This window comes from Arthrobacter sp. UYCu712, assembly GCF_040547005.1.
Lineage (GTDB): Bacteria > Actinomycetota > Actinomycetes > Actinomycetales > Micrococcaceae > Arthrobacter.
This window is the reverse complement of record NZ_JBEPOZ010000009.1, coordinates 75,331-101,267: the sequence shown is the minus strand read 5'-3', so window position 1 is coordinate 101,267 and position 25,937 is coordinate 75,331. Positions and strand designations below refer to the sequence as shown.

At 64.6% G+C, this 25,937-nt stretch carries 22 protein-coding genes and 2 tRNA genes; 6 read left to right on the top strand and 18 right to left on the bottom strand.

Annotation, left to right across the window (positions count from 1 at the left end):
* Positions 1-4: 4 nt before the first annotated feature.
* Positions 5-1,972 (top strand): Stk1 family PASTA domain-containing Ser/Thr kinase, encoded by a 1,968-nt coding sequence (pknB, locus tag ABIB51_RS11145; RefSeq protein WP_502916117.1) that lies wholly within the window; start codon positions 5-7, stop codon positions 1,970-1,972.
* Between the two features lie 43 nt (positions 1,973-2,015).
* Here pknB and ABIB51_RS11140 read toward each other — a convergent pair whose 3' ends face one another.
* Together ABIB51_RS11140 and ABIB51_RS11135 are read right to left on the bottom strand one after the other, a co-directional pair.
* Positions 2,016-2,657, bottom strand: coding sequence for an aminodeoxychorismate/anthranilate synthase component II (locus ABIB51_RS11140; RefSeq protein WP_354187997.1), 642 nt, complete (start codon positions 2,655-2,657; stop codon positions 2,016-2,018).
* 170 nt (positions 2,658-2,827) lie between these two features.
* A complete protein-coding gene (locus ABIB51_RS11135; protein ID WP_502916118.1) occupies positions 2,828-3,628 on the bottom strand; it encodes a class E sortase in 801 nt (266 codons plus the stop codon).
* Between the two features lie 180 nt (positions 3,629-3,808).
* Between ABIB51_RS11135 and ABIB51_RS11130 the strand changes: the two genes are divergently transcribed.
* Positions 3,809-4,063 carry a cell division protein CrgA gene (locus ABIB51_RS11130; protein ID WP_354187996.1) on the top strand — a complete coding sequence of 85 codons (255 nt, stop codon included), beginning with the start codon at positions 3,809-3,811 and terminating at the stop codon, positions 4,061-4,063.
* A gap of 124 nt (positions 4,064-4,187) precedes the next feature.
* Here ABIB51_RS11130 and ABIB51_RS11125 read toward each other — a convergent pair whose 3' ends face one another.
* Positions 4,188-4,871 (bottom strand): response regulator, encoded by a 684-nt coding sequence (locus ABIB51_RS11125; RefSeq protein ID WP_354187995.1) that lies wholly within the window; start codon positions 4,869-4,871, stop codon positions 4,188-4,190.
* Complete coding sequence (locus tag ABIB51_RS11120; protein WP_354187994.1) at positions 4,864-6,240, bottom strand: sensor histidine kinase; 1,377 nt, start codon at positions 6,238-6,240, stop codon at positions 4,864-4,866. The genes ABIB51_RS11125 and ABIB51_RS11120 overlap by 8 nt, the downstream gene beginning before the upstream one ends.
* Before the next feature lie 206 nt (positions 6,241-6,446).
* On the opposite strand from ABIB51_RS11120, the gene ABIB51_RS11115 reads away from it, so the two are divergent.
* Complete coding sequence (locus tag ABIB51_RS11115; RefSeq protein ID WP_354187993.1) at positions 6,447-7,055, top strand: DNA-3-methyladenine glycosylase I; 609 nt, start codon at positions 6,447-6,449, stop codon at positions 7,053-7,055.
* 1,125 nt (positions 7,056-8,180) lie between these two features.
* Here ABIB51_RS11115 and ABIB51_RS11110 read toward each other — a convergent pair.
* Together ABIB51_RS11110 and ABIB51_RS11105 are read right to left on the bottom strand one after the other, a co-directional pair.
* Positions 8,181-9,062 carry a rhomboid family intramembrane serine protease gene (locus ABIB51_RS11110; RefSeq protein WP_354187992.1) on the bottom strand — a complete coding sequence of 294 codons (882 nt, stop codon included), beginning with the start codon at positions 9,060-9,062 and terminating at the stop codon, positions 8,181-8,183.
* Between the two features lie 9 nt (positions 9,063-9,071).
* Complete coding sequence (locus ABIB51_RS11105; protein ID WP_354187991.1) at positions 9,072-9,617, bottom strand: peptidylprolyl isomerase; 546 nt, start codon at positions 9,615-9,617, stop codon at positions 9,072-9,074.
* A gap of 154 nt (positions 9,618-9,771) precedes the next feature.
* On the opposite strand from ABIB51_RS11105, the gene ABIB51_RS11100 reads away from it, so the two are divergent.
* Positions 9,772-10,752, top strand: a complete 981-nt coding sequence (locus ABIB51_RS11100; RefSeq protein WP_354187990.1) for a hypothetical protein — start codon at positions 9,772-9,774, stop codon at positions 10,750-10,752.
* Positions 10,753-10,906: 154 nt separating this feature from the next.
* On the top strand, positions 10,907-11,782 hold the full coding sequence (locus tag ABIB51_RS11095) for a glycosyltransferase family 2 protein (RefSeq protein ID WP_354187989.1): 876 nt from the start codon (positions 10,907-10,909) through the stop codon (positions 11,780-11,782).
* Positions 11,783-11,799: 17 nt separating this feature from the next.
* Here the strand turns inward: ABIB51_RS11095 and ABIB51_RS11090 are convergent, their stop codons facing one another.
* Positions 11,800-12,714 (bottom strand): DMT family transporter, encoded by a 915-nt coding sequence (locus tag ABIB51_RS11090; RefSeq protein ID WP_354187988.1) that lies wholly within the window; start codon positions 12,712-12,714, stop codon positions 11,800-11,802.
* A gap of 113 nt (positions 12,715-12,827) precedes the next feature.
* On the opposite strand from ABIB51_RS11090, the gene ABIB51_RS11085 reads away from it, so the two are divergent.
* Positions 12,828-13,199 carry a cupin domain-containing protein gene (locus ABIB51_RS11085; protein ID WP_354187987.1) on the top strand — a complete coding sequence of 124 codons (372 nt, stop codon included), beginning with the start codon at positions 12,828-12,830 and terminating at the stop codon, positions 13,197-13,199.
* Between the two features lie 77 nt (positions 13,200-13,276).
* Here ABIB51_RS11085 and ABIB51_RS11080 read toward each other — a convergent pair.
* The 11 genes from ABIB51_RS11080 to dnaA all read right to left on the bottom strand — a co-directional run bounded on the left by ABIB51_RS11080 (position 13,277) and on the right by dnaA (position 25,545).
* A tRNA-Ala gene (locus tag ABIB51_RS11080) sits at positions 13,277-13,352 on the bottom strand.
* A 71-nt stretch (positions 13,353-13,423) separates the two neighbouring features.
* Positions 13,424-13,540, bottom strand: a complete 117-nt coding sequence (locus ABIB51_RS11075) for a DLW-39 family protein (RefSeq protein WP_282378815.1) — start codon at positions 13,538-13,540, stop codon at positions 13,424-13,426.
* A 71-nt stretch (positions 13,541-13,611) separates the two neighbouring features.
* Positions 13,612-13,685, bottom strand: a tRNA-Ile gene (locus tag ABIB51_RS11070).
* Between the two features lie 98 nt (positions 13,686-13,783).
* Positions 13,784-14,386 carry a DUF3566 domain-containing protein gene (locus ABIB51_RS11065; protein ID WP_354187986.1) on the bottom strand — a complete coding sequence of 201 codons (603 nt, stop codon included), beginning with the start codon at positions 14,384-14,386 and terminating at the stop codon, positions 13,784-13,786.
* Positions 14,383-17,073, bottom strand: coding sequence for a DNA gyrase subunit A (gyrA, locus tag ABIB51_RS11060; protein ID WP_354187985.1), 2,691 nt, complete (start codon positions 17,071-17,073; stop codon positions 14,383-14,385). The genes ABIB51_RS11065 and gyrA overlap by 4 nt, the downstream gene beginning before the upstream one ends.
* 59 nt (positions 17,074-17,132) lie before the next feature.
* Positions 17,133-19,223, bottom strand: a complete 2,091-nt coding sequence (gene gyrB / locus ABIB51_RS11055; RefSeq protein ID WP_354187984.1) for a DNA topoisomerase (ATP-hydrolyzing) subunit B — start codon at positions 19,221-19,223, stop codon at positions 17,133-17,135.
* Positions 19,224-19,632: 409 nt separating this feature from the next.
* A complete protein-coding gene (locus tag ABIB51_RS11050; RefSeq protein ID WP_354187983.1) occupies positions 19,633-20,196 on the bottom strand; it encodes a DciA family protein in 564 nt (187 codons plus the stop codon).
* The gene (gene recF, locus ABIB51_RS11045) at positions 20,193-21,407 is read right to left on the bottom strand and encodes a DNA replication/repair protein RecF (protein ID WP_354187982.1); all 1,215 of its coding nucleotides are present in this window, start codon (positions 21,405-21,407) and stop codon (positions 20,193-20,195) included. Before recF ends, ABIB51_RS11050 begins: the two co-directional genes overlap by 4 nt.
* Positions 21,408-21,433: 26 nt before the next feature.
* Entirely contained in the window at positions 21,434-22,318 is an 885-nt protein-coding gene (gene gnd / locus ABIB51_RS11040) for a phosphogluconate dehydrogenase (NAD(+)-dependent, decarboxylating) (RefSeq protein ID WP_354187981.1), read from the bottom strand.
* A 95-nt stretch (positions 22,319-22,413) separates the two neighbouring features.
* Positions 22,414-23,538, bottom strand: a complete 1,125-nt coding sequence (gene dnaN, locus ABIB51_RS11035; RefSeq protein WP_354187980.1) for a DNA polymerase III subunit beta — start codon at positions 23,536-23,538, stop codon at positions 22,414-22,416.
* Positions 23,539-24,123: 585 nt separating this feature from the next.
* Entirely contained in the window at positions 24,124-25,545 is a 1,422-nt protein-coding gene (dnaA, locus tag ABIB51_RS11030; protein WP_354187979.1) for a chromosomal replication initiator protein DnaA, read from the bottom strand.
* Between the last annotated feature and the right edge of the window lie 392 nt (positions 25,546-25,937).

Below are 25,937 nucleotides of genomic sequence, written 5' to 3'. Positions count from 1 at the left end.
CACCGTGTCTAATTCACCCCGCACACCGTCACACAGGGAGGACCGCGGGCCCGTGAACACGCAGCGCGTCCTCAGTGGGCGCTACGAGCTGGGTGAGCTGATCGGGCGCGGCGGCATGGCTGATGTGTTCCGCGGAATGGACACGAGGCTGGGGCGCACCGTGGCCGTCAAGCTGCTCCGCCCCGACCTCGCCAGGGACCCCCAGTTCCAGGCCCGCTTCAAGCGCGAGGCGCAGGCCGTGGCCGCGTTGAACCACCCCTCGATCGTTGCCGTCTACGACACCGGGGACCACGCTGTCCCAGGTGACCACGACGACAGCGTCAGGGTGCCGTACATCGTGATGGAGTTCGTTTCCGGAAAGACGATCCGCGACCTCGCCCGGGCCAAGGAAGTCAGCATCGACCAGGCGATCGACTTCACCCTGGGCGTCCTCGGGGCCCTCGACTACAGCCACAAGGCGGGCATCGTCCACCGCGACATCAAGCCGGCGAACGTGATGTTCTGCCCGGACTCGAACAGCATCAAGGTCATGGACTTCGGCATCGCCCGGGCCATGGCTGATTCGTCCGCGACCATGACGCAGACCCAGGCGGTCGTGGGGACGGCGCAGTACCTCTCGCCCGAGCAGGCCCGCGGCGAAACGGTGGATGCCCGCAGCGACCTCTATTCGGCAGGGTGCCTGCTGTACGAGATGCTGACCGGACGTCCGCCCTTCGTCGGGGACAGCCCCGTTTCCGTGGCTTACCAGCATGTCCGGGAGATTCCGGAACTTGCCAGCAGCCTGAACCCGGAAATTTCCGAGGCCCTGGACAGCGTGCTGATGAAGGCCCTGCAGAAGAACCGCGCAGACCGTTTCCAGGACGCGGCGGCTTTCCGCCGTGCCCTCCGCGCGGCCCGCAGCGGCGTGGGAGTGGCTCCGCTGGCGGCCAGCGAGGCGCCGACCGATCCGAACGACACCGTTCCTGCGCGCGACGGTACTCCGACCGCAGCCTTCCCGATGACCGGCGCCAAGTTCCTCGATGATGTACCCGGCGGCAGGCTGCGGCCGACGCAGGAATCCCTCGGCCAGGACGACGCCCTGACAGCCCAGTCCGCCGCCTATGACGACGCGGACACAGGCAGCCTTCCATTCGTACTGCCGGCCGAGCGGGAACACACCACGCGGCAAAAATCCCGCCGGCGGACCTGGATCGCCACCCTGATGGTGCTCACTTTGCTGGTGCTGGGTGGCGGTGGCCTGTGGCTCTACAACATGACGAACCAGGCCCCGCCGCCGGTGGTCAAGGTCGATGTTCCGCCCGTAGCGTCCCTGACAGAGTCCGAGGCACTGCAGAAGCTCTACGGCGTGGGCCTCAGGCCGCGGATCACCCGGTTACAGCACGAGACAGTGGCCAAGGGCATCGCCATCGGTACCGCACCCGTACCGGGCACTGCCCTGGACCCCAATTCGGAGATCACGCTCAACATTTCCGAGGGTCCCAGCGTCGTCGTGATCCCTGCGGACCTGCCGGGCCGGACGGAGGCTGCGGCCCGTGACGTCCTGCGGCAAAAGGGCCTGACAGGGGCCCCGGCCACCATCATGAACAACAGCCCCACCGTGCCGGCCGGCATCGTCATCACCACCAATCCCGCCCCCGGACAGGCTGTTGCGGTCGGAAGCGCGGTGGAACTCGTCGTCTCCACCGGCAAGGTTGCCATGCCCCAGCTGATCGGGCTCCCGCAGGCCGAGGCTGAGGCGAACCTGAAGGCCCAGGGGCTGCTCATCAGCGTGACGGAAGCCGAGAACTCCCAGGTGGAACCGGGCAGGGTCACCGCCCAGAGTGACGCGGCGGAGGCCCTGGTGGAGCAGGGGAAGACCATTTCCGTGATCGTCGCCAAGGCCCCTCCGCCGCCGCCAACCACCACACCGAGCCCCAAACCGAGCTCCACGAAGGGGTCCAAGGAGAGCGGGACGTCAGGTCTTTTCCCTTAACCCATCAGGTTGCCCGGACCTCCGGTCCGTGCTCGGCGTCTGATCAGTGTTTGATGAGCGGGCTCAGCGCCGCGGCACGGTGGGCGGCACCGGCCATACCGAGCGACTCCAGCCAGTTTCCCAGCATCTGGTAGCCACCTTCCGTCAGCACGGACTCCGGGTGGAACTGGACCCCGTGCAGCGGGGCATCGCGGTGCTGCAGTCCCATCACGACGCCGGTGCCGGTCTCCGCGGTGATCTCCAGGATGTCCGGGATGCTTTCCCGGACAGCGGCCAGGGAGTGGTAGCGGGTTGCGGTGAACGGGGACGGGATTCCGGCAAACACACCGGTTCCGTGGTGCTCCACGAGTGAGGTCTTGCCGTGCATCAGCTCCGGGGCGTGTGTGACCGTTCCGCCATAGGCTTCGGCCAGGGCCTGGTGTCCCAGGCACACGCCCAGCATCGGTTTGCTGTGGCTGCCGCACCATTTGATCAGCTCAATGCAGACGCCTGCTCCTGCCGGGGTTCCCGGGCCGGGGGAGATGAGGACGCCGTCGCGCGCTTCCGCCATTTCGGTCGCCTCGGCGAGCGTGACGTCGTCGTTGCGGACGACGGTGGTCTCCGCGCCGAGCTCCTGGAGGTATCCCACCAGGGTGTACACAAAGCTGTCGTAGTTGTCGACGACGAGGATTTTGGTTGTGCTCATGGGTGCCTTGCTGAACCAATCGTTGAATCAGTGAACTGGGTGAATTGTGCCATCCAGGGAAAAAGGAACTGAACCATCAATACCAGCCCGCCGGTGACAAGCACCAGCGCGGTGGCAATGCGGAGCCATAGTGGGCCTGGGAGATGGCGGAGGATCCATGCGTACACGGTTCAGGCCTTCCCGATGGCGAGCTGGACCTGGCCGGCAATTTCGGCCGGCGGCCCCGCCGGGGCCGGCTGCCAGTGTTCCATCAGCGCGTAGGCAATGAAGCGTTCCTGCGAGCCGAAGCGCGGATTGCAGCTGGTCATGGTGAGGTAGCTTTCCGTGGGTGTTGCCGCTGGCTGCGTCGGGACCGGCAGCAGCACGTCCGTGCGGCCGGGGAGGACGATCTCGCTGTTCCGGAACACGTAGACGTAGTAGCCTTCCCGGGTCTGGATGTAGATTCTGTCGCCGGGGACCAGCGCATCTATGTTGTCCAGGACGGCGCCGTGGGTCTGCCGGTGGCCGGCAACCGCAAAATTCCCGATCGCACCCGGCATGGACGTGCCCTCGTAGTGGCCGATGCCCAGGCTGTCGAGCACGGCAGGGCCGGTTCCCTGGACGATGGGCCGCGTATAGTCCGCACCGAACCTGGGAACGTACAGGATGCCGATGGTTGCGCCGTCGACCGGCTCCGCGGAGACAGCCGGCGCCCCGTAGCCCACGCCGGGGGCGGACGATGGCGCAGCCGGGGTTCCCTGCGGCACCGTGCTGTCCGGCTCCAGGGGGCCGTTGAATTGCCGGGCGAAGTCCTTTACGGCCCCGCGCTGGCTCGCGTCGGACTCGACGTTGGTCCACCACAGCTGCCATGCAATGAAAAGCAGGAGGACCACGCCGGCCGTGATGAGCACTTCGCCCAGGACGCCGACGGTGCGGGTGATCCGGCCGGCGTTGCCGGCAGTCCCCGGATCGGCTCTATCCTGCAGCGGCAGCACTGTGGCTTCTCCTCCTGGTCGTTCGCGGCGGACGCCTGTGTGGCCTGAACTACAGCTAGAATTGGCTGCGAGCAAGAATTCACACTTGACCAAGAGCGCGTTGACCGCCGGCGTTTTCCTTCTTGCAGGATATCAAGCCAAGGTGCCGCTCCTGGTCCCGCCCGCCAAGGAGGACCCGTGCCCGAGTCGAAACCGCGAAAAAGGACCGTCCGCGCGTCGCAACAGGCATCCGCCGCGCAGACCGACAAGCCGAACGCGGTGTGGTTCAAGCCGGTGATGTTCGGCCTGATGATCATCGGCCTGCTGTGGATCATCACGTTCTACATCAGCGAAGCCACTATGCCGGTCGGCGCATGGGGCTCGTGGAACATCGTGGCAGGCTTCGGCATCGCCATTGTGGGATTCCTGATGACAACCCGCTGGCGTTCCTGAACCACACCGAAAGCCCTCATTCAGGGATCTGGATGAGGGCTTTCGCGCTTAATGCTCCCGGGACGGCAGCACTCGGAGCAGACTGCCGGTTCCTGGGCCCGAGGCGATGCTTCTTCCGGGAACTTCAGTCGCCAAGGAGGCGCCTTTCGTGGGCGAATGCGATCAATTGCAGCCGGGTGCGCAGTTTCAGTTTGTCCAGCACGCTCCGCAGGTGGGTCTTCACGGTGGCCTCGGAGACGAACAGGCTCTCCGCCATTTCGCCGTTGCTGAGTCCCTTCGCCGCGAGCAGGAAAACGTCCCGTTCCCGCGGGGAGAGTACGTCGAGGATGGCCAGGTCCGGCCCTGATGCGCACCCGGTGCGGGCGGCATGTTCGAAGAGGGAATGCACAGATCCCGGTGCGATGACGGAGTATCCGGAGTGAACGGTGCGGATGGCTGCGAGCAGGAATTCCGGCTCGGCGCTCTTGAGGAGATACCCGCTGGCCCCTGCCTGTACTGCCTCGACAACCGCCTGATCCCGGTTGAAAATGGTCAGCGCAATGATCTTTGGCTTCTCAGCGCCGGCAGCATCGGCGTGCCGAACGATTTTCCGGGTGGCCGTGACCCCGTCCATGACTGGCATGCGAAGGTCCATCAGCATTACGTCCGGCCGCCGCTCGCTCGCCAGTGCCACCGCCTGCTCCCCGTCGCCGGCCTCTCCGGATAGTTCCATGTCCGCCTGGCTTTCAATGAGCATACGGAGACCTGCGCGGAACAGGGGCTGATCATCCACAAGGGCCACGGTGATCCGGGAGCCTGCATCAGCCACGGTGACCCGCATCCCGTTCCAGCATTGCCGCCCTCGGCAGGCTTATACCGGCCAGAATCGGCTGAATCTGGAATCTTTCGGCCGCTGCAGCGAAGTCCCCGGTTGCAGCCACATCGGCAAGGTCGCCCGGGCTGGCTTCCCGTCTTCCATACGGGATAAGGACAGTCACCCGGAAGTGGTCCCCGTCAGGTCCTGCTGTCATCCAGCCACCGGCCATGTGGGCACGTTCGCGCATGCCGGGAATTCCACGGCCGGTTCTGGTCCGAGCCGGGTTCCCGTCGCCGGCCTGGTCGGCTCCGGCCAGCACCGAGGCCACGTGCAGGGTCAGGCCCGGCCCGCTCCAGTCAATGTGGAGCCGCACTTCAGTGCCGCGGCCGCCGTGTTTGAGGGCATTGGTCAGGCATTCCTGAACGATCCGGAATACCGCCATCTGCTGTCCCGTGGAGAGCTCCACGGGCGGCCCGGACTCGCTGGCATGGATCGTCAAACTGCCCCGCTGCATACCCTCAATAAGCGCCTTGATGTCGCTTAGCCTCGGCTGCGGGGTCACCATTCCGTCGTCGCGGACCCCCTCAATCACGCGTTGAGCATCCACCAGAGCGCTGCGGGCCGACCGGGCGATGGTGTCGAGTGCGTTGAGGACGGCCTTGGGCTGGTCCTTGCTCAGGTACCGGGTGCCGTCGGCCTGGGCGGCGATGACCGCGAGGGAGTGGGCGAGGACGTCGTGCAGATCCCGGGCAATGCGCGTCCGTTCCTGCTCCACGATCAGGTCGATCTCGGTTTCCTTCAGGCTGCTCTGGGCCAGCTCCCGGGCCCGGAACAGACTGCCCCGTTCCTGGTACAGCGCCAGCAGGAGTCCGGCGGCGGCACAGGCCCCGGCGATCAGCAGGAGGAGCGCAAACAGCTGCCAGCCATAGTCCTGCAGCATCCACCGGTCACCGGCGTAGGCAGGGCGGTACCAGCCGACACCGTCGCCGTATCTCCATGAAAGCATCAGGAACGCCATGATGGCAGCGGCGACCACGTTTGTGCCCGCAGCGATGTACCGCAGCCGTGCCGGGGCAGTCCACAGCATAAATCCAAGAGAGACAAAGGAGCCCAGGTAGATGGCCCAGTGATTGGAATACATCGGCGGCAGGGCATGACTTAGCTGTCCGGCCAGGAGTGCAACGGTGAACCCAAGGGAGACCAGGGGTTTCCAGGCGGCCGTAGCAATTGCCAATGTCATCAGCACCAGCGGCCAGTTCCCTGACCATGTCAGCCAGGACCCTCCCATCCTTCCTGCCTCGGCCACACACCACAGGGAGAAGAAGATGGCGGCCGTCACAGGGGCGCCCCACCGCCGGACATATTTCAGAACTGGTTCCATGCAAGTCACCATATCCACGGCACTCCCACGCACCCTCCGCGACAGGGCAATCTCAACCTAAAAGCCAGAAGTTTCATCCATCGAGCCAGCTCGGGGTGGATATCCTCGGGACGTTGGGCCGGACTGTGCTTGCCCGCGGGTGTTAGCCCACCGCTACCGGTGACAGATAATGCTGGGAAGGGCACAACCACAGGAGAGGACCCCAGATGACCCCGGCTGTCACCACCGGCTCGATCATTGGCGACGACGGATTGGCGCGCCCGCCGTGGGCCGCCGTCGACCCTCTGATGCGCGAGTACTACGACACGGAGTGGGGTCTGCCGGTCCGCGATGAGCAGGGCCTGTACGAGCGCATCAGCCTCGAGGCGTTCCAAGCGGGTCTGTCCTGGGCCACTATTCTCCGGAAAAGGCCCGCCTTCCGGGCCGCTTTCCACGACTTCCACCCGGAGACGGTCGCCGCCTTCGGACCGGCCGATGTTGAACGCCTCATGCTGGACGCGGGCATTGTCCGGAACCGGCTCAAGATCCAGGCCGCGATCACAAACGCCCAGGCAACCATCGCGCTCCGGGACGACTGCGGCCTCGTGGACTTCGTCTGGCAGTTCCAGCCGGTGACTACCCCGGTGCCCACCATGCACGAGCACATCCCCACGACGTCGCCGGAGTCGATTGCGCTCTCCAAGGCGCTCCGGAAGCGGGGCTTCGCCTTTGTGGGCCCCACCACCATGTATGCGCTGATGGAGGCCATCGGCATGGTTGACACCCACCTGCTCGACAGCCACCGGCGCGGCAGCTCGGGTGTGTGGCCGCACTGAGCGGTTGTGCACAACTCGCCCAAAGTTATCCACAATGTGGATAACGTACGGCCTTGTTCGGGCCGGAACCCCAGAAATCCGGCCGCACGGCGCCGTTGTGGAGCCGATCCGTTTTCTCGGCACTGTGAATATCAGGCCTGTAAGTTATTAACAGTGTGGATTGCCTGTGGATAAGTAATCCGGCTGGCCCCGCCGCACCGCCGCCGCCGGCGAAATCGCCGGAAGGCTGCGAATTCGCCGGAATGTTACGGCGAATTCGGCCGTTTCCGGCGACCTCGGCGGTCCGGGCGCGGGCCGGAAGCCTGGATGCGTGAAAAGCGGCCGTGGCGGTAGTTATCCACTTAACAACAAGCAACTACCCACAAGTTATCCACAGTTGGGGATAACGCCTAACGTCGACGCCCGAGAAAGCCGATCTGAGCGCCCGAGGCGGGACTTCCGGTTCCTGATACTCAGAGCATCAAGTTATTAACAGTGTGCATAAGGCTGTTGAAATCAGATGTAACTTCTCGGTGCTGCCGGAGGGGCTGTTTAGCCAGGCACTGCCGGTTCTCTCCGCGCCATGCGGAACGCCGGGTTCCACGGTCCGCGGCGCGTGGAGTTGTCCACTTAACCACAGGGGAACCCACAGCTGTTATCCACAACTGTGGAGATCTGCGAGGCCCCGAGGGGAAAATCGCCAGCACGGGCGGACAGAACGGGATAGCCGGCTTGAACTACATCGATGTAAGTTACCAACAGTGTGGATAACCCCTGTGGACAACTTCCGGCTGGGGAAGGGGTGGCGGCAATCCAAGATCCCACGGACAGGGGAATCAGCCGAGGCCCGTCGAAGAAGCCCCCTGAAGGCAGGACAATGGCCGGGCATGGGTGGCGCGCAGGTCAAGACATGCACGTCAAGAGCGCAGGCCCAGAGCGCGCTGACCCGTGCAGGGAAGCGGCACGTAGGGGGCGCGAAGGGCTGAACGGGAGCGAAAGGCGGCCACCGGGGAAGCGGCGCGTAGGGGCGCAAAGGGGCGCAACGCGAGCTAGAGAAGCCCGCCGGGAACGCAGCACAACGGCCGGGGCCGGGCGAAGGAACAGATGGGGCGCCCCAACGGGCGCGCCGGATGCTGCGGGGCGGGCTTAGGCGCTTGCCACGCGCAGGGCGGACACGGCGACCAGCAGAGCGAGCACCAGCAACAGGCCGCTGGCCTGCAGGAGGCCCTGCCGCGGTCCCCGGGGCGTGTACGCGATGACGGCGGCGCACAGGGCGCCGGTTATGGCGCCGCCGAGGTGGGCCTGCCAGGCAATCTGAGGTACCAGGAATCCGATCACGCCGTTGATGGCGATCAATACCCACAGTTGCCTGGTATCGCCGCCACGTTGGCGCTGGACCACCAGCATGGCGCCGAAGAGGCCGAAGATGGCGCCGGAAGCGCCCACAACGCCGCTCAGCGGCTGGCCCGGGACGTAGCCGGGCGTCAGCAGGAGGTAACCGACCGATCCGCCCAACGCGGAGAGAAGATAGACCGCCAGGAAGCGGATGCGGCCCAGCAGGGGTTCCAGGGCCTGGCCGAACATCCACAGCATGTACATGTTGAGAACGATGTGGAGGATAAAACCCTGGGAATGAAGGAAGGCCGAGGTCACCATGCGCCAGGGTTCGAACACGCCGAACTCCGGGGACGCATATACGGTGGCGAACGCGAAGTCCTGGTAGATCCCGTCATTGGGGACCAGCCACTGGAGTACGAAGACCACGGCACACACCGCGATGATCGTGAAGGTCACTAGGGGTTTGCCGGTGGCCACGGCGCCGCCGTAGACCGTCTTGACGTCCGGCGTCGTACGTTTTGTTTCGTTGACACAGTCAACACACTGGAATCCGACGGCGGCCGCCCGCTGGCAGTCGGGGCACGCAGGGCGCCCGCACCGCTGGCAGCGCACATAGGCGGGCCGGTCCGGGTGCCGGGGGCACACCGGGATCTGCGCGGACGGCTCTGCCGCCGGAATTCCGTAGCTCATGGCTGGAGCTTAGAGCTTTTCTACGTCAATGCTGTTGATGGTGACGTCCTCGACGGGGCGGTCTCCCGTGCCGGTGCGGACACCTTCGATGGCGTCAACAACCTTTTTGGATTCCTCGTCGGCCACTTCACCGAAGATGCTGTGCTTGCCCTGCAGCCAGCCGGTGGGGATGGTGGTGATGAAGAACTGCGAGCCGTTGGTGCCACGGCCCATCTGGATGCCGGCGTTGGCCATGGCCAGTTTGTACGGCTCGTTGAAGGTGAGTTCCGGGTGGATCTCGTCGTCGAATTTGTAGCCCGGTCCGCCGACGCCGCGGCCCAGGGGGTCGCCGGCCTGGATCATGAAGTCTTTGATGATGCGGTGGAAGATCGTGCCGTCATACAGCGGCGTGCCGGTCTTGTCCTCGCCCGATTCGGGGTGCGTCCAGGCCTTCTCGCCGGTCGCCAGGCCGACGAAGTTTTCGACGGTCTTGGGGGCGTGGTTGCCGAAGAGGTTGACGACGATGTCGCCCTGGCTCGTGTGGATGGTTGCTTTTGCAGTTGCGATGGCAGTCATGGGCCTATTCTTCCATGACAGGCCCATCCAGAGGGGGCCTGCCATGGAGTTCCGCGCTGGGTGAAATCCGCCCGAAATCGGCCCGAGGAATAGCCGGTGAGGTCTGGGACACGTAGGCTAACTCCAGAACCGTCACATTAATCGGGAGGTAGTTGTGAAAAAAACGGATCGTATTGCCCGTGAGCTGGAGCAGTCAGTCAGCACCGGAGTAGAGAACGCCAAGGACTGGGCAACCCCGCGGGTGGAAGCGGCAGTCAACTGGGCCGTTCCGCGTCTTCAGCAGGGCCTGGATACCGCTTCTCCCAAGATCCAGGAGGGGCTCAAGTCGGCAGCCCACAATCTGGCCGACGGCGTTGCCACCGTGACCCCGCGACTCCAGGACGGTCTGGCCCAGCTCGCTCCGAAGATCCACGACGCTGTTGAAGGCGCCACTCCGCGCCTCCACGAGGTGCTGGACAAGGCGACTCCGGTGATCGCAAACGCACGCGACCGCGTGGTCGTCGAGTACCTGCCCAAGCTGTCGGACCAGATTGGCTACGCCTCCGAAGCCGTGCACCGCACGCTGGAAAGCGCGCCGGCTCACGTTGATGCCGTCGCCCAGAAGCTTGGCGAGGTGGGGATTATCCACAGTGTCCAGGAGCAGGCGAAGACGGCCGGCAGCCACATCAAGGTGGCAGCCAACGAGGCCAGCAAGGCTGTCAGCGGCCAGCTGGCCCAGCCGAAGAAGCCCAAGCACCGCGGGCTGCTCATCTTCGGTGTGATCGCCGCGGCCTTCGCCGCAGGAGTGGCGGCCTGGAAGGCCTCCAAGCCCGCCGAAGACCCGTGGAAGACCCCTGCGCCCGTAACGCCCGCCCCGGTACCGGCCACCACCGTCCACGAGGTCAAGGACACCGCCGCCACGGCCGGCGCGGCAACAGTTGCCGCGGCCGACAAGGCAGCGGATGCTTCCGGCGATGCTGCAGGCTCCGTGGCAGCGGCCTTCTCCGACGCCACCGAGTCCGCCAAACACGTGGCGGAGGATGTATCCGAAAACGTCAAGGACGCCGCCGCCACGGTGGCTACCGATGCGAAGACCGCAGTGCGTAACATCGCCGCGAGCCTGAACAACGGCGCGGACAAGAACACCGGCAGGTAGTCAGCCGCCAGGCCGCCGAACGGCAGCCAACGAGGGAGGGATTCCGCCACCGGCGGGATCCCTCCCTTTGGTTTTCCGGGCGGGGCTGGATTCCCCGCCGCCGGAGAGCCCGCCGCCGGAGGGATTAAGTGCCATGGGTGCTAAATTTGAGGGGATGTCACCCGATAGATCCTCCGAGGATGCTTTACGCGATGCCGTGCCCCTACCGGCCGTATCCATTGTCATCCCCGCGTACAACGAGGAAAGCGTCATCCGGCAGTGCCTGATCGCAGCGGTCTACCAGTCCGTTCCGGCGCACGAGATCATCGTGGTGGACAACATGTCCAAGGACCGCACCGCCGGGATTGTGCAGCAGATGCAGCTCGAATACCCGGAGAGCCCCATCATCCTGCTCAGCCAGGACAAGGACCAAGGGCTCATTCCCACCAGGAACTTCGGTCTGGACCACGCAACCGGAGATATCCTCGGCCGGATCGACGCCGATTCCGTGCTTGAGCCGGACTGGGTTGAACAGGTCCAGAAGGCGTTCACTGACCAGTCCGTACACGCCGCCACGGGTCCGGTGGTCTATTACGACATGCCGATGCGCCGCTTCGGCCTTAAGGCTGACGACAAGATGCGCCAGCTGATGCTCAGGCTCGCCAAGCACCAGTACCATTTCCTCTTCGGCTCCAACATGGCACTGCGCCGTTCAGCCTGGGAGGCCATCCGCGCGGAGACCTGCCGGGACGAGAAGGATGAGATGCATGAGGACATCGACCTCTCGCTGCATCTGGCCGACCATGAACTCCGGATCCAGTACTGGCCCCAGATGGTCTCCGGGATGTCGGCGCGGAGGCTGGAAGATTCCCCCCGCGACTACCGCTATTACGTGACCCGCTTCGACCGCACCTACAAGGCCCACAACGTGAAGAAGATGGCCCTGAAGGCACCCATGGTGGTGTTCTTCTCGGTGTACTTCCCCGCGAAGCTCCTGCGCGCCATCCACACGGTCAACACCGCCCAGCCGGCCCGCCGCGGCGGACAGTAGCCCCTGGCCCCGTCGGCCTAGTCCGTCCCGAGCTCGGCGAGCCGGGCGGCGTCGCGGCGCGCGGAGCGTGAGCTCCGCTGCCCCAGGACCACAACGGCGAGACCCACGAGGATCAGGCCGAGGCCGGCGTAGGTCCCCGCGGGCAGCTTCTCGGCCAGGAACGCCGCAGCCAGCAGGGCGGCTCCCGGGATCTCCAGCAGGATGATCATGGACACCAGCAACGGGCTCATCGTGGCCAGCAGATGGTTGAACGCGGTGTGGCCGATCAGCTGGGCGCACACAGTGATGGCCAGGATGCCGAGCCAGCCGGCGGCCTCGAAGCCGGCCAGCGGCTGCTGGGACACCAGCGCCAGGACCGCGACGACGGCCGCGCACATCCCATAGCAGAGGGTTGTGTAGACCCCTGTCCCCATCGTCTGGCGGGCCTTGCCGCCAGCGAGGGTGTAGATCCCGGCGAGGGCGCCTCCCGCGAGGGCCAGGAGGTCCCCCAGGAGCGCATCCGGGGATGTGCCCATGTCGAATCCGGTAATCGCGATTACGCCGCCAAAGGCGATCCCCAGGCCCGCCAGGACCTGCCACCGGTGCCGCACGCCCCTGAAGAGCTGGAACACGGCGATCCATCCGGACTGGAGGCAGACCAGAGCGGTGGCAGCCGCTACCGACGTCAGCTGCAGGGAGGTGATGAAGCAGGCGAAGTGGAGTGCCAGCGCAACGGCGGCGGCGAGGGACCAGCGGAACTCGTTGCCTGTCACCCGGGAAAACTGACGCGGATCCCGGACCAGGACCGGGCCCGCCATCACGGCTGCCCCGATCGCATTGCGCCAGAAAGCGATGGCCAGGGCGCTGACGGACGTGGCACCCAGGGTGGCGGCGATGAGGGGCCCCGAGGAGGCCACACCCAGCACTCCGAGGGCGGCAAGGAAGAAGTTCACGGTCCAACACTAGTAGGGCCGGGAGGGCGGCAGCGGACAGCGCATTCATCCTTGACCGCGGCAGGTGGCGGTGCCACTCTTAAATCCGGCCTCACCCACCCACAAAGGAGACCATGATGGCGTCGATCATCCGCAAGAGCCTCGATAAGCCGGAAGAAACCCGACCGGTCAAAGACGGTAAGGGCCAGGTGGAGCTCGTCAACCTCGACGCGGGCGCCGTGGCACGTGCGACCTTCCTGCCGGGGTGGAAATGGTCCCAGCACGTCAAGCCGATCGCGCAGACGGAGAGTTGCATGGTTGCTCACAAGGGATATACCGTCTCCGGCCACCTCAAGGTTGTAATGGATGACGGCGAAGAGAACGAATTCGGTCCGGGCGACTTCGGCATCATCCCGCCAGGGCACGACGCGTGGGTGGTCGGGGACGAGCCCTACGTCTACATCGACTGGCAGGGTATGGAAGAGTACGCCAAGGCCAAGGAGTGAGTTGACCCCATTTATGGTCCGGGGACGGGCATGCAAAAAGCCCCGGACCGCGTTTCCGCGGTCCGGGGCTTTTCTTATGGTGGAGGCACGGGGACTCGAACCCCGAACCCCCTGCTTGCAAAGCAGGTGCGCTACCAATTGCGCCATGCCCCCATAAGAAGCAACCCGTCAATCATACCCTAGTCTGGGGAGCTGCTTTCCAGCTCCCGTACCGGGTGTCCGCGCTAATCAACCGTGTCGGTTGACTCGCTCCAGACCGTTTTCCGGGCTTCAGACTCCTGCACCTTCCGGTAAAGCAGGACGCCTGCGATCGTAGCTGCAACAACCAGCAACTTCTTCACATGCACACCGTTCCGGTCCCGGGAAAACCCGGACCATCACTAAACTTCCACCGAAACCTGTACAGGTTCCGTGGGCGTACCAGGACTTGAACCTGGGACCTCTTCGTTATCAGCGAAGCGCTCTAACCGCCTGAGCTATACGCCCCGATGCCTCATCGGGCCGAGATACGACTTTACAGCACATCCCGGCCCGATCTCAAATCGAGGCATTTCCCGGGAAAATATCCGGGAAAAGTGCGGGATTTAGTCGTCCGTCAGCGTGACGCCGATGCCGCCCACGAGAGTGGCGGAGATGTTGTACAGCACGGCCGAAAGCATCGACAGGGCCGTCAGCAGCACGACGTTGATCACGGCGATGATGGTGGCGAAGGACGCCACCTGGCCCAGTGAGGCCACCTTCTTCAGTTCGAAGCCGCCGCCCTCGGAGCCGGCCAGGGTGCCCAGCAGGCTGTCGACTTGGTCAAAGATGCCGGTCAGGTCAAGAACGGTCCAGAGCACGATCGCTGCCACTACCGTGACGATACCCAGGGCCACGGACAGCAGGAACGCCATCTTCAGCACGGACCAGGGCTCCACCTTGCTGACCAGCAGCCGGGCGCGCCGTACCTTGGCCTTCGGGGCGGGCTTGATCAGGCCGGCGGTGTTTTGCCCGGTGCCCGTCGGACGGCCCTGTGCGGGGCGCTGCCCGGGCGCCGGCGGGCGCTGTGCTGTGCCAGCCGCTCCGCCCTGCGCGCCCGGGCGCTGCTGGGGGCGTGACGGCGCGCTTACGCGCGGTGCGGATGCTGGCTGCCGCGTTCCGCCGGGACTGCCGCTGTTCGGCGTGGGATATGAGTCGGGATTACTCACTCGTTACCTCCGGTGTTGTCTTCGTCCAGCTCGGCATTGCCTGATGACTCATCTGACTCCGGGGCCGGTACTGATTCTGCCTCTACGGACCCTTCGTGCGATCCGGTATCTTCAGCCAACGTTACGTCATCCTCGGCGGGTGACTGACTTTCCTCTTCAGTTTCGAGGCCTCGTTCGCTGTTGCGGGCGACCTCAATGATGCGGTCATTCTTGTCCGGCTTGGCAAAGATTACGCCCATCGTGTCGCGTCCCTTGGCCGGAACACCGGCCACCGAGGAACGGACGACCTTGCCGCCTTCCATCACGACGAGGACCTCGTCTTCGGCCTGCACAATCAAGGCGCCGACGAGGTGTCCGCGCTCCTCCTGGTACTTGCCGACCTTGATGCCGAGGCCACCGCGGCCCTGGAGCCGGTATTCCTCCACGGCGGTGCGCTTGGCGTAGCCGCCCTCCGTCACGATGAACACGAAGGAGCCGTCCGTGACGACGTCGGCCGCGAGCAGCTCGTCATCCTCGCGGAACTTCATCCCGGTGACGCCGGAGGTTGCCCGGCCCATCGGGCGCAGGGCTTCATCCGTCGCGGTGAAGCGGATGGACTGGCCCTTGCGGGACACCAGCATGAGGTCGTCCGTTTCCGAGACCAGCTGGGCGGAGACGAGTTCGTCGCCGTCGCGCAGGTTGATGGCAATCACGCCGGCGGACCGGTTGGTGTCGTAGTCCTCCAGCCGGGTCTTCTTGACGAGGCCGCGCTTAGTGGCGAGCACGAGGTACGGTGCGTGCTGGTAGTCCCGCAGGTCCAGCACCTGGGCGATGTGCTCGTCCGGCTGGAAGGCCAACAGGTTGGCCACGTGCTGGCCCTTGGCATCACGTCCGGCCTCGACCAGTTCGTACGCCTTGGCCCGGTATACACGTCCCAGGTTGGTGAAGAACAACAGCCAGTGGTGCGTCGTGGTGACGAAGAAGTGCTCGACGACGTCGTCGCCGCGCAGTTGCGCCCCCTTGATGCCCTTGCCACCGCGCTGCTGCGAACGGTAGTTGTCGCTGCGGGTGCGCTTGACGTAGCCGCCGCGGGTGATCGTGACGACCATTTCCTCTTCAGGGATCAGGTCCTCCATCGACATATCGCCGTCGAAGCCCAGCAGGACCTTGGTGCGGCGTTCATCGCCGTGCTTGGCCACAATCTCGCCCAGCTCCGTGCTGATGATCCCGCGCTGCCGTTCCTCGGAGGCCAGGATCGAGTTGTACTCGGCGATCAGGGTTTCCAGTTCCGAGTGGCGGTCCTGGATCTTCTGGCGCTCGAGGGCCGCGAGCTTGCGCAGCTGCATGTCCAGGATGGCGCGGGCCTGGTCTCCATCGATGTCCAGCAGCTGCATCAGGCCCTCGCGGGCGGCCTCGGTGGTGTTGGACGCACGGATCAGGGCAATGACCTCGTCCAGCATGTCCAGCGCCTTAAGCAGGGCACGCAGGATGTGCGCTTCCTCTTCGGCCTTGCGCAGCCGGTAGCGGGTCCGGCGCGCAATGACGTCCATCTGGTGCGTGACCCAGTGCCGGATGAAGGCATCGAGGCTCAGGGTGCGGGGCACCCCGTCGACGATGGCCAGCATGTTGGCCGCAAAGTTGTCCTGCAGCTGGGTGTGCTTGTAGAGGTTGTTCAGCACCACCTTGGCGACGGCGTCGCGCTTAAGCACGATCACGAGGCGCTGGCCGGTGCGTCCCGAGGTTTCATCGCGGAGGTCGGCGATGCCGGAGATCTTGCCGTCCTTGACGAGTTCGGCGATTTTGATGGCCAGGTTGTCCGGGTTGGCCTGGTACGGCAGTTCGGTGACCACGAGGCAGGTCCGGCCCTGGAGTTCCTCGACGTTGACGACTGCCCGCATGGTGATGGAGCCGCGGCCCGTGCGGTAGGCGTCCTCGATGCCCTTGTGGCCCAGGATCGTGGCGCCGGTCGGGAAGTCGGGGCCCTTGATGCGCAGGAGCAGCTCTTCGAGCAGTTCCTCGCGGCTGGCGGTCGGGTTGGACAGGTACCACTGGACGCCGTCAGCCACTTCGCGGAGGTTGTGCGGCGGGATGTTGGTGGCCATACCGACCGCGATGCCCGAGGATCCGTTGACCAGGAGATTGGGGAACCGCGCCGGCAGGATGGTCGGTTCCTGGTTCTTGCCGTCATAGTTGTCCTGGAAATCGACGGTTTCCTCGTCGATGTCCCGCACCATTTCCATGGCCAGCGGAGCCATCTTGGTTTCGGTGTACCGCGGTGCTGCCGCGCCGTCGTTGCCGGGCGAGCCGAAGTTGCCCTGGCCGAGGGCCAGCGGGTAGCGCATGGTCCAGTCCTGGATCAGGCGGACCAGCGCATCGTAGATGGCGGTGTCGCCGTGCGGGTGGTACTGGCCCATGACCTCGCCCACCACACGCGCGCACTTGTTGAAGGAGCGCTCCGGGCGGTAGCCGCCGTCGAACATGGCGTACAGCACGCGGCGGTGCACAGGCTTGAGCCCGTCGCGGACGTCCGGCAGGGCACGTCCGACGATCACGGCCATGGCGTAGTCGAGGTAGGAACGCTGCATTTCCGTCTGCAAGTCCACCTGTTCCACGCGGTCCGTCAGCACATCGCCATTCAGGACAGTGCCTTCCAGCACGGGCTCGCCGGCGGCAGAGCCGGCCGGGACCTCGGGTGTTTCGTCACTCATAGTCTATATTTTCCGTTTCAGGTATATATCAGTCCGGGAATATTCAGGGCGGCGGGCCGCTAGATATCGAGGAACCGAACGTCCTTGGCGTTCTGCTGGATGAAGTTTCTGCGGGATTCGACGTCCTCGCCCATCAGGGTGGAGAAGGTCTGGTCCGCGGCGAGGGCATCGTCCATGGTGACCTGCAGGAGGGTCCGGTGGTCCGGGTCCATCGTGGTGTCCCAGAGCTCGGTGTAGTCCATCTCGCCAAGGCCCTTGTAGCGCTGGATTCCGTTGTCCTTCGGAATGCGGCGGCCGGCGGCCTGGCCGGAAAGCAGCTTGGCGTCGCGTTCGCGGTCGCTGTAGACGTAGTCGTGCGCGGCGTTGGACCACTTGATCCGGTACAGCGGCGGCTGTGCAAGATAGACGTAGCCGTTTTCAATCAGCGGCCGCATGTAGCGGAACAGCAGCGTCATCAGCAGCGTCGTGATGTGCTGGCCGTCCACGTCGGCATCAGCCATCAGGACGATCTTGTGATAGCGCAGCTTGGCGATGTCAAAGTCCTCGCCGATTCCCGTGCCGAAGGCCGTGATCATGGACTGGACTTCGGCGTTGCCGAGTGCCTTGTCCAGCCGGGCCCGCTCCACGTTCAGGATCTTTCCGCGGAGGGGCAGGATGGCCTGGGTCTCCGGGTTGCGCCCGCGCTTGGCGGAACCGCCGGCCGAGTCGCCTTCCACGATGTAGACCTCGCACTTGGCCGGATCCTTCGAGGAGCAGTCCGAGAGCTTGCCGGGCATGCCGAAGGATTCCAGCGGGCTCTTGCGGCGGGCGTTGTCGCGGGCCTTGCGAGCGGCCATCCGGGCCTGGGCCGCGGAAATGGCCTTGCGGATGACATCGCGGGCGGGGCCGGGGTTGCGTTCCAGCCAATCGCCCAGACCGTCGGTGACAACGCGCTGCACGAAGCCCTTGACCTCGGAGTTGCCGAGCTTAGTCTTGGTCTGGCCCTCGAACTGCGGCTCGGCGAGCTTGACGGAGATGACTGCCGTCAGGCCTTCGCGGATGTCGTCACCGGTGAGGTTGTCGTCCTTTTCCTTGATGATGCTCTTCTCGCGCGCGTAGCGGTTGATGAGCGATGTCATCGCGGCTCGGAAGCCCTCTTCGTGGGTGCCGCCCTCATGGGTGTTGATCGTGTTGGCGTAGGTGTGGACACTCTCGGAATACGCGTTGGTCCACTGCATCGCCATTTCCAGCGCGATGTGCCTTTCCGTGTCCTCCGTTTCGAAGGCGATGACGTCCTCGTGGACCACATCAACCTTCTTGCCGGAGTTCAGGTGCTTGACGTAGTCCAGCAGGCCGTCGTCGTACTGGTAGACCACGGTGTGGAACTCGGCCGGGACTTCGCCCTCGGTGGGGACAGTGTCCAGGTCCAGGTCGTCGTCCTCGGACGGTTCCGCCGGCGCGCGGCGCTCATCGGTCAACGTGATGCGCAGCCCCTTGTTAAGGAAGGCCATCTGCTGGAAGCGGGCGCGGAGGGTTTCGAAGTCGAAGTCCGTGCTCTCGAAGATGCTGGCGTCGGGGTAGAACGTCTGAGTGGTGCCGGTCTCGGCGGCCTCTTCGCCCTGGATCAGGCCGCCTTGGGGCTTGCCTCCGTCGGCGAAGGACATCCGCCAGACGTGGCCCTGGCGGCGGACCTCGGTGTCGACGCGGCTCGAGAGTGCGTTGACCACCGAAATGCCGACGCCATGCAGGCCGCCGGAGACGGCGTAGCCGCCGCCGCCGAACTTGCCGCCGGCGTGGAGGATCGTCATAACGACTTCCACGGTGGGTTTGTGCTCGGTGGGGTGCATGTCCACGGGGATGCCGCGGCCGTTGTCGACCACCTTGACCCCGCCGTCGGCCTGCAGGACGATTTCGATGTGCGTGCAGTAGCCGGCCAGGGCCTCGTCCACGGAGTTGTCCACGACCTCGTAGACCAGGTGATGCAAACCGCGGGGGCCGGTGGAGCCGATGTACATACCCGGACGTTTCCGGACAGCTTCCAGGCCCTCGAGCACCGTGATGTCGCTGGCGCCATATTCACGGGGGGTCACGGCCTCGGGCGGGGCTTTGGCCGTCATGGCTTCTTCCGCTTCGGGTTCCGTTGCCGGGATCTCTGCATTGTCGTTAGCCACAGGCGCTTTCGACTCCTCTATGTTCGTTGAAGGCCGGCTGTTGCCGATCCGGAAGGATGGCTTCTGCCAACAGGCACGTCACTGACCGCCGGTGAGGCGATTGAGCCGAGGAGCCGTCTGCCGCGCGCAGAAATTGCGTCGGAAACGGACTCAGTCAACGTTTCACCGGCGCCCAGTTATCTACCATGATTCTACCGTGTCAGGGTGTGCAAACCCGCATTCAGGAGGCCCAAACGAGGAGGAATATGCCGCTGGGAGGCCGTTGACTCTGCCTGCAAGCCTCCGGGGGTACCGTCCTAGGGTTCCTATACGCCCCCGGGGCGTCGGAGCGCCCTACACACCGTTTCCAGATTTTTCAATAGTTTTGCAAGGAGTGCTTCAGATCCGGCGGCCGCCAGGGGTCCGTGCCCTATCCGTACGTGTCGCGGGGGCCGCGTCCGTTGACCGTGCGCGCGCCCTTCCGCCAGCTCGGGGCGGCCGGTCCCAGCACCTGGATTTTGGTCACGACGCCGTCGCCGAGTTCGGCACGGAACTTCTCCAGCAGGCTGATGCTGAGCAGCCGGAGCTGGGTGGCCCAGGCAGTGGAATCGCACCGCACGTGCAGGGTGGTGTTCTCGAAGCTCTCGGGCGTGCAGTGCGCTGAAATTTCGGGCCCCACCAGGGCTCCCCACTGGGCCATCACCGAACCCACTGCCACCGGTGAGCTCCAGCCGCGTTCGGCGACGAGCCGGCCCACCACCTTCCCCAATCCGAGCGGGTCGCGGCCTGTGCCATGGAATTGCCCGAATCCCCGGGTTCCCCCGGCGCTGCGGGCGGGTTTCTGCGGGCTGGTGCCGGGGCGCGGCGGTGCTTTGCGCCGGATTTCCCCCCGCGCCGCGGCGGCATCGCGCATTCTGTTCAGTGCTGACTGGGCAGCGTCGATGTCATCGGGGTCGCGGCCCGGCTGCAGACCGCCGTCGGTATCCTTATTCATCGATATTCCGGCTCATCGATTCCTCCCGGGATGACCTTCACCCGCCGTCCGGTCAGTTCCACCGGGATGTCATCCTCGACGGCGGCCGTCACGAGCACCTGCTCGGCACCGGATACTATTGCCGCCAGTTTACGCCGTCGCTGCACGTCCAGCTCGGCAAAAACATCGTCCAGGATCAGGATCGGAGCCGATCCACCGGTACGGGCGTCGTCCAGCATCACGTAGTACGAGGCCAGCCGCAGGGACAAACACATGGACCAGGTTTCGCCGTGCGAGGCATACCCCTTGGCCGGAGCCTGTCCCAGCACGAGTTCGAGCTCGTCACGGTGCGGCCCGACAAGGGAAATCCCGCGTTCCACCTCTTTGCGGCGGGAGGCCGCGAAGGCCTGGATGTAGCGGTCCGTCAGTTCGTCGACGGACAGCAGGCGCAAATCCTCCACCGCTGCAGCCGCTGTACCGTCCGGTGCCGCGAGGCCGGCCGGCGACGCGGCGCCGTCGTCCTCGATCATGTCCTGCAGCGTCGAACGGTAGACGGCTCCGGCCTCTTTGGATCCGTCGGTGAGCTGCGCGTAGGCGCTGTTGAGGTGCGGCCGGAGCCGCTCCACGAGTTCAAGCCTGGCGTGAAGCAGCGAGGCGCCGGCGCGCGCCATGTGCTGGTCCCACACATCGAGCGTCGCCTCGTGCCCGGCGGTGAATTTTCCTGCCCGGGCGGATTTGAGCAGCGCATTGCGCTGTTTAAGCACCCGGTCGTAGTCGCTGCGGGTCGCGGCATGGCGTGGCATGAGGCTCACCAGCAGCTCGTCGAGGAAGCGACGGCGGTTGGCCGGATCCCCCTTCACGAGGGCCAGGTCCTCCGGCGCAAAAAGCACGGTCTGGCAGATGCCGAGGATGTCCCGGGCACGGACCGGATTGCTGCGGTTGATGCGGGCACGGTTGGCGCGGCCCGCGTTGATTTCGAATTCCAGCACCGTCGACTGTTCGCCGCGGACCAGCCGGGCCCGGATGAGTGCCCGTTCCGTGCCGAAGCGCAGCAGCGGGGCATCCGTGCTGACCCGGTGCGAGCTGAGCGTCGCCAGGTAGCCGATCGCTTCCATCAGGTTGGTTTTGCCGATGCCGTTGGATCCCACGAGAACCGTGACACCGGGCTCCAGGCTGAGGTCCACCTGGGCATAGCTGCGGAAATCGGTCAGCGAAAGGTGTTCTAGGTACACGCCGGGTTCAGGATTTCAGGGCAGGACTATTTAGCCGGACGGGTGGCATGCCCGCCGAACTGGTGGCGCAGCGCGGAGACCATCTTCATGGCCGGCGAGTTGTCCTCGCGGGAGGAGAAGCGGGCAAACAGTGCTGCCGTAATGGCCGGGGCAGGGACGGCGTTGGCGATCGCTTCCTCCACGGTCCAGCGCCCTTCGCCGGAATCCTCGACGTAGTCGTCGATCGATTCCAGTCCGGGATCTTCATCCAGGGCCTTGACCATAAGGTCCAGCAGCCAGGACCGGACCACTGTGCCCTTCTGCCAGGCCCGGAACGTGCCGGGAAGATCGGTGATAATGTCCTTCGCCGCCAGGAGTTCGTAGCCTTCGGCGTAGGCCTGCATCAGGCCGTACTCGATTCCGTTGTGGACCATCTTGGCGTAGTGCCCGGCACCGACGGCACCGACGTGGACGAAGCTGCCGGCGCGGTCACCTTCGGGGCGCAGGGCATCGAAAACCGGCAGGGCCCGTTCGATGTCGGCGGAATCACCGCCGGCCATCAGGCCGTAGCCGTTCTGGAGGCCCCAGACACCGCCGGAAACGCCGCAATCGGCAAAGCGGATGTCCTTTTCGGCCAGGGCTGCCGCGTGCTTCTGGTCTTCGGTGAACCGGGAGTTCCCGCCGTCAATCACCAGGTCACCGGCGTCGAGCTTGGTGCCCAGTTCGTTGATCACAGCGTCAGTAATGTCTCCGGACGGAACCATGACCCAGATCAGGCGCGGCGCGGGGACGGCGGCAATGAGCTCGTCCACGCTGGCCACGTCCGTGATGTCCGGATTCCGGTCAAAGCCGGTGACTTCGATTCCACCCTTTCGCAACCGTTCGCGCATGTTGAAACCCATTTTTCCAAGGCCGATCAGTCCGATATGCACGGTGGGAACTCTTTTCTGCGCTGGGTTTTTCGGATGGATCGCTACTGGCCCGCTCTAGTTGCCGTTCCGGGTCGCAGAACGGCAACAGCTGCCGGCTAGTTGGGCAGGCGGACCGGCATGACGAGGTAGCGGTAGTCGCCCTGGTCATCGCCGTCGGCGTCATGCTGGGCCGTGATCATGGCGGGCTTGGGTGCCGAGGTGAAGGAGAACCGCACGTATTTTGTTTCGATCACGCTCAGGCCCTCGACCAGATAGTGCGGGTTAAAGGCGACCGTGATGTCTTCGCCGCTGAGCTGGGCCTCGAGCTCCTCGGAAGCCTGGGCATCCTCACCGGTGCCGGCATCGAGGTGCAGCTGGCCCTGTGTGAAGGCGAGGCGGACCGGGGTGTTGCGTTCGGCAACCAGCGAGACGCGTCGTACGGCCTCGACGAGTTCCTGGGTCTGCACCACCGCGTGGATCGGCGTGGAATCCGGGAACAACGAGCGGATCTTGGGGTAGTCGCCGTCGACCAGGAGGGACGTGGTGGTGCGTCCGCCGCTCTCGAATCCGATGAGGCGGCTGTCGTCATCGGCAAGGGCGAGGTTGATGTCGCCGCTTCCGCCGAGCGTCTTGGCTACTTCGCTGAGCGTCTTGGCCTTGACCAGCGCACTCGTGGAAATGCCGGGGGTTACGGGCTTCCACGGGACTTCGCGCATGGCAAGCCGGTAGCGGTCCGTGGCCAGGAGGGTGATGAGGTCATCCTCGATCTCCATCCGCACGCCGGTGAGGATCGGCAGGGTGTCGTCCTTGCTCGCGGCGATGATCACCTGGGATACCGCCTGGGCGAAGGAGTCGCCCGGAACGGTTCCGCTGATGGGCGGCAACGCCGGCAACGGCGGGTATTCGGCTTCCGGCATCGTGGCGAGGTGGAAGCTGCTTCGGCGGCAGGTGAGGGTGACTCTGTTGCCGTCCGTCTCAACATCCACGGGTGCCGAGGGAAGGCTGCGGCAAATATCCGCGAGCAGCCGCCCCGAAACGAGGATGGTGCCCTCGGTGGTGATGTCAGCGCCGATTTCCAGCCTGGCTGACGTTTCATAGTCGAAGCTCGAGAGGCTCACAGTGCCGGCTTCGGCTTTGAGGAGCAGCCCGGAAAGTACGGGTACTGGCGGCCGCGGAGACAACGACCGGGCGGTCCATGTCACGGCTTCTGCCAGGACGTCCCGTTCGACTCTGAACTTCACGGAAGGGTGCCGCCTTTCATTACTGCTGATATCGCAAAATCGCCGGACTGTCGCGGGTTCCGGCGGGGAAGCCGGACTCCGTCAACAAAGGATGTGCTTGTTCCCCGGGCTCCATGGCCCAGCTGGGAACCACAAAAGAAGTCCGGGACGGACGCACTGCAGACAGCTTAGCCCCAAGAAGCGGGTTTCTCCCATCCCCGGGTTACATCCGTGTGGTTCGGCCCGGTTGCCCGGCGCCTGGTTTCCAAGCCCGGTCCGGAACGGTCCTGGGCTGCGTGAGTCGGTCGGATCGAAACTGTTATTTGAGGGGATTTCATTTTCTTGGGATTAGTAGTGTTAATAACTGCTGTGGAAACTGTGGATAACCCTGTTTCGTGGTGCCGTTCCGGGGTTAAGCCCTGTTCATGGACTGTGGGCGGAGCAGGTCTTAAACAGGGTGTGGATGGGGATAACATTTTTGGCCGTTTCGCTGATCCACAGATGCCTTTAGGGTTTTAAGCCCATTAAGCGCAGTTGTCCCCTTAACTATCCACAGGGTTGTCCACAGCCCCCTGTTAATAAGGTAGGAGTACGCGGCCGGATGGTTCAGGAATTGCGCTGCTGCTGCTTGATCCGGTTGGTCAGCTCGGTCACCTGGTTGTAGATCACGCGACGCTCAGCCATCAGTTCACGGATCTTGCGGTCGGCGTGGATCACCGTGGTGTGGTCCCGGCCTCCGAGCTCCTGGCCGATCTTGGGCAAAGACATGTCCGTGAGCTCACGGCACAGGTACATGGCGATCTGCCGGGCGGTCACCAGTGTCCTGGTCCGCGACTTGCTGCAGAGCTCTTCCATGCTGAGCTTGAAGTAGTCGGCCGTCTGCGTGAGGATCTGCGCCGAGGTGATTTCCTGGGCACCGTCATCGGTGATGAGGTCCTTGAGGACCATTTCGGCCAGGGCCACATCCACCGGCTGGCGGTTCAGGCTGGCGAACGCGGTCACGCGGATCAGGGCGCCCTCAAGTTCGCGGATGTTGCTGGAAATCTTCGACGCGATGTACTCCAGGGCATCGTCCGGGGCTGAGAGCCCTTCGCTGAGCGCCTTCTTCCGGAGGATGGCGATACGGGTTTCGAGTTCCGGCGGCTGGATATCGGTCAACAGGCCCCACTCGAACCGTGACTTCATCCGGTCCTCGAAGCCCGCGAGCAGCTTCGGCGGCTGGTCCGAGGTGATGACCACCTGCTTGTTGTTGTTGTGCAGGGCGTTGAACGTGTGGAAGAACTCCTCCAGCGTGCGGTCCTTGCCGGCCAGGAACTGGATGTCATCGATGAGCAGGACATCGACGTTGCGGTACGTGGTCTTGAAGCTCGTGCCTTCATCGTCACGGATGGAGTTGATGAAGTCGTTGGTGAATTCCTCGGAGTTCACGTACCGGACCCGGATGCCGCTGTAGAGCCTGCGGGCGTAGTGGCCGATCGCGTGCAGGAGGTGGGTCTTACCCAGTCCGGAGTCGCCGTAGATGAACAGCGGATTGTAGGCCTTGGCCGGAGCTTCAGCCACGGCGACCGCGGCCGCGTGGGCGAAGCGGTTGGAGGAACCGATGACGAAAGTGTCGAAAACATACTTCGGGTTGAGGCGGCCAAACTCGTGGGAAGTGCTCGGCAGCATCGGCTGCGGCTTCAGTTCCACGGTCGGATCGGCGGCGAGGGAGAGCTCGACGGCGGGTTCCGGCTCGGTGTGCAACGGCACCAGATCAGTGTCGACGTCGATGGCGCAGCGGATCTCGTCTGAGAAGACATTGCGGAGGGCGTCGTCGAGGGCTTCCTTCACCTGGGTCTGCAGGACCTCGCGGGTGAGCTCATTGGGAACTGCGACCAGGAGGGTCGAACCGATCAGTCCCTGCGCCTGGGCGAGGACAACGAAGCCGCGCTGCCGGGGAGAAACACGGTGGTCGTTCTCGAGAAGGCTCACTACCCGCCGCCAGGAACTTCCGACAGTGTTGGCTTGGTTGGCTTCGTCTACTGTCATCAATCAGTTCCTCAAACTTGCTTGCCTGCATTACCTGCAGCCACAAGGCCCGAACCAGTGCGCTGGCGCCGGCTTAATCCACAGGGTTATGCACAGTCCGTGGATAATTGGCTACTGGGACACTCTAGGGGATGAAAAACCCAGAAGATAGCTAGGGTATGTCCTGTGGATAATCACACGGCTGTAGTTCGAAATTGGGGGTCGTGGCGCAGTTCATCCACAGGCTCGGGCGCAGGTTAGCCACAGCTGGGGAAACTCTGCCAAGCGTCCCCCGGTTTGACTCTGGAGGGCTGTAACCCCTAACGTTGTGAAGTCCCATGTGTACGCTTTTCGCCTCATCTGAATCTCTCCCGACGCCCCGCGTCTTGCGAGTCCGAGGGAAGCGGAACATA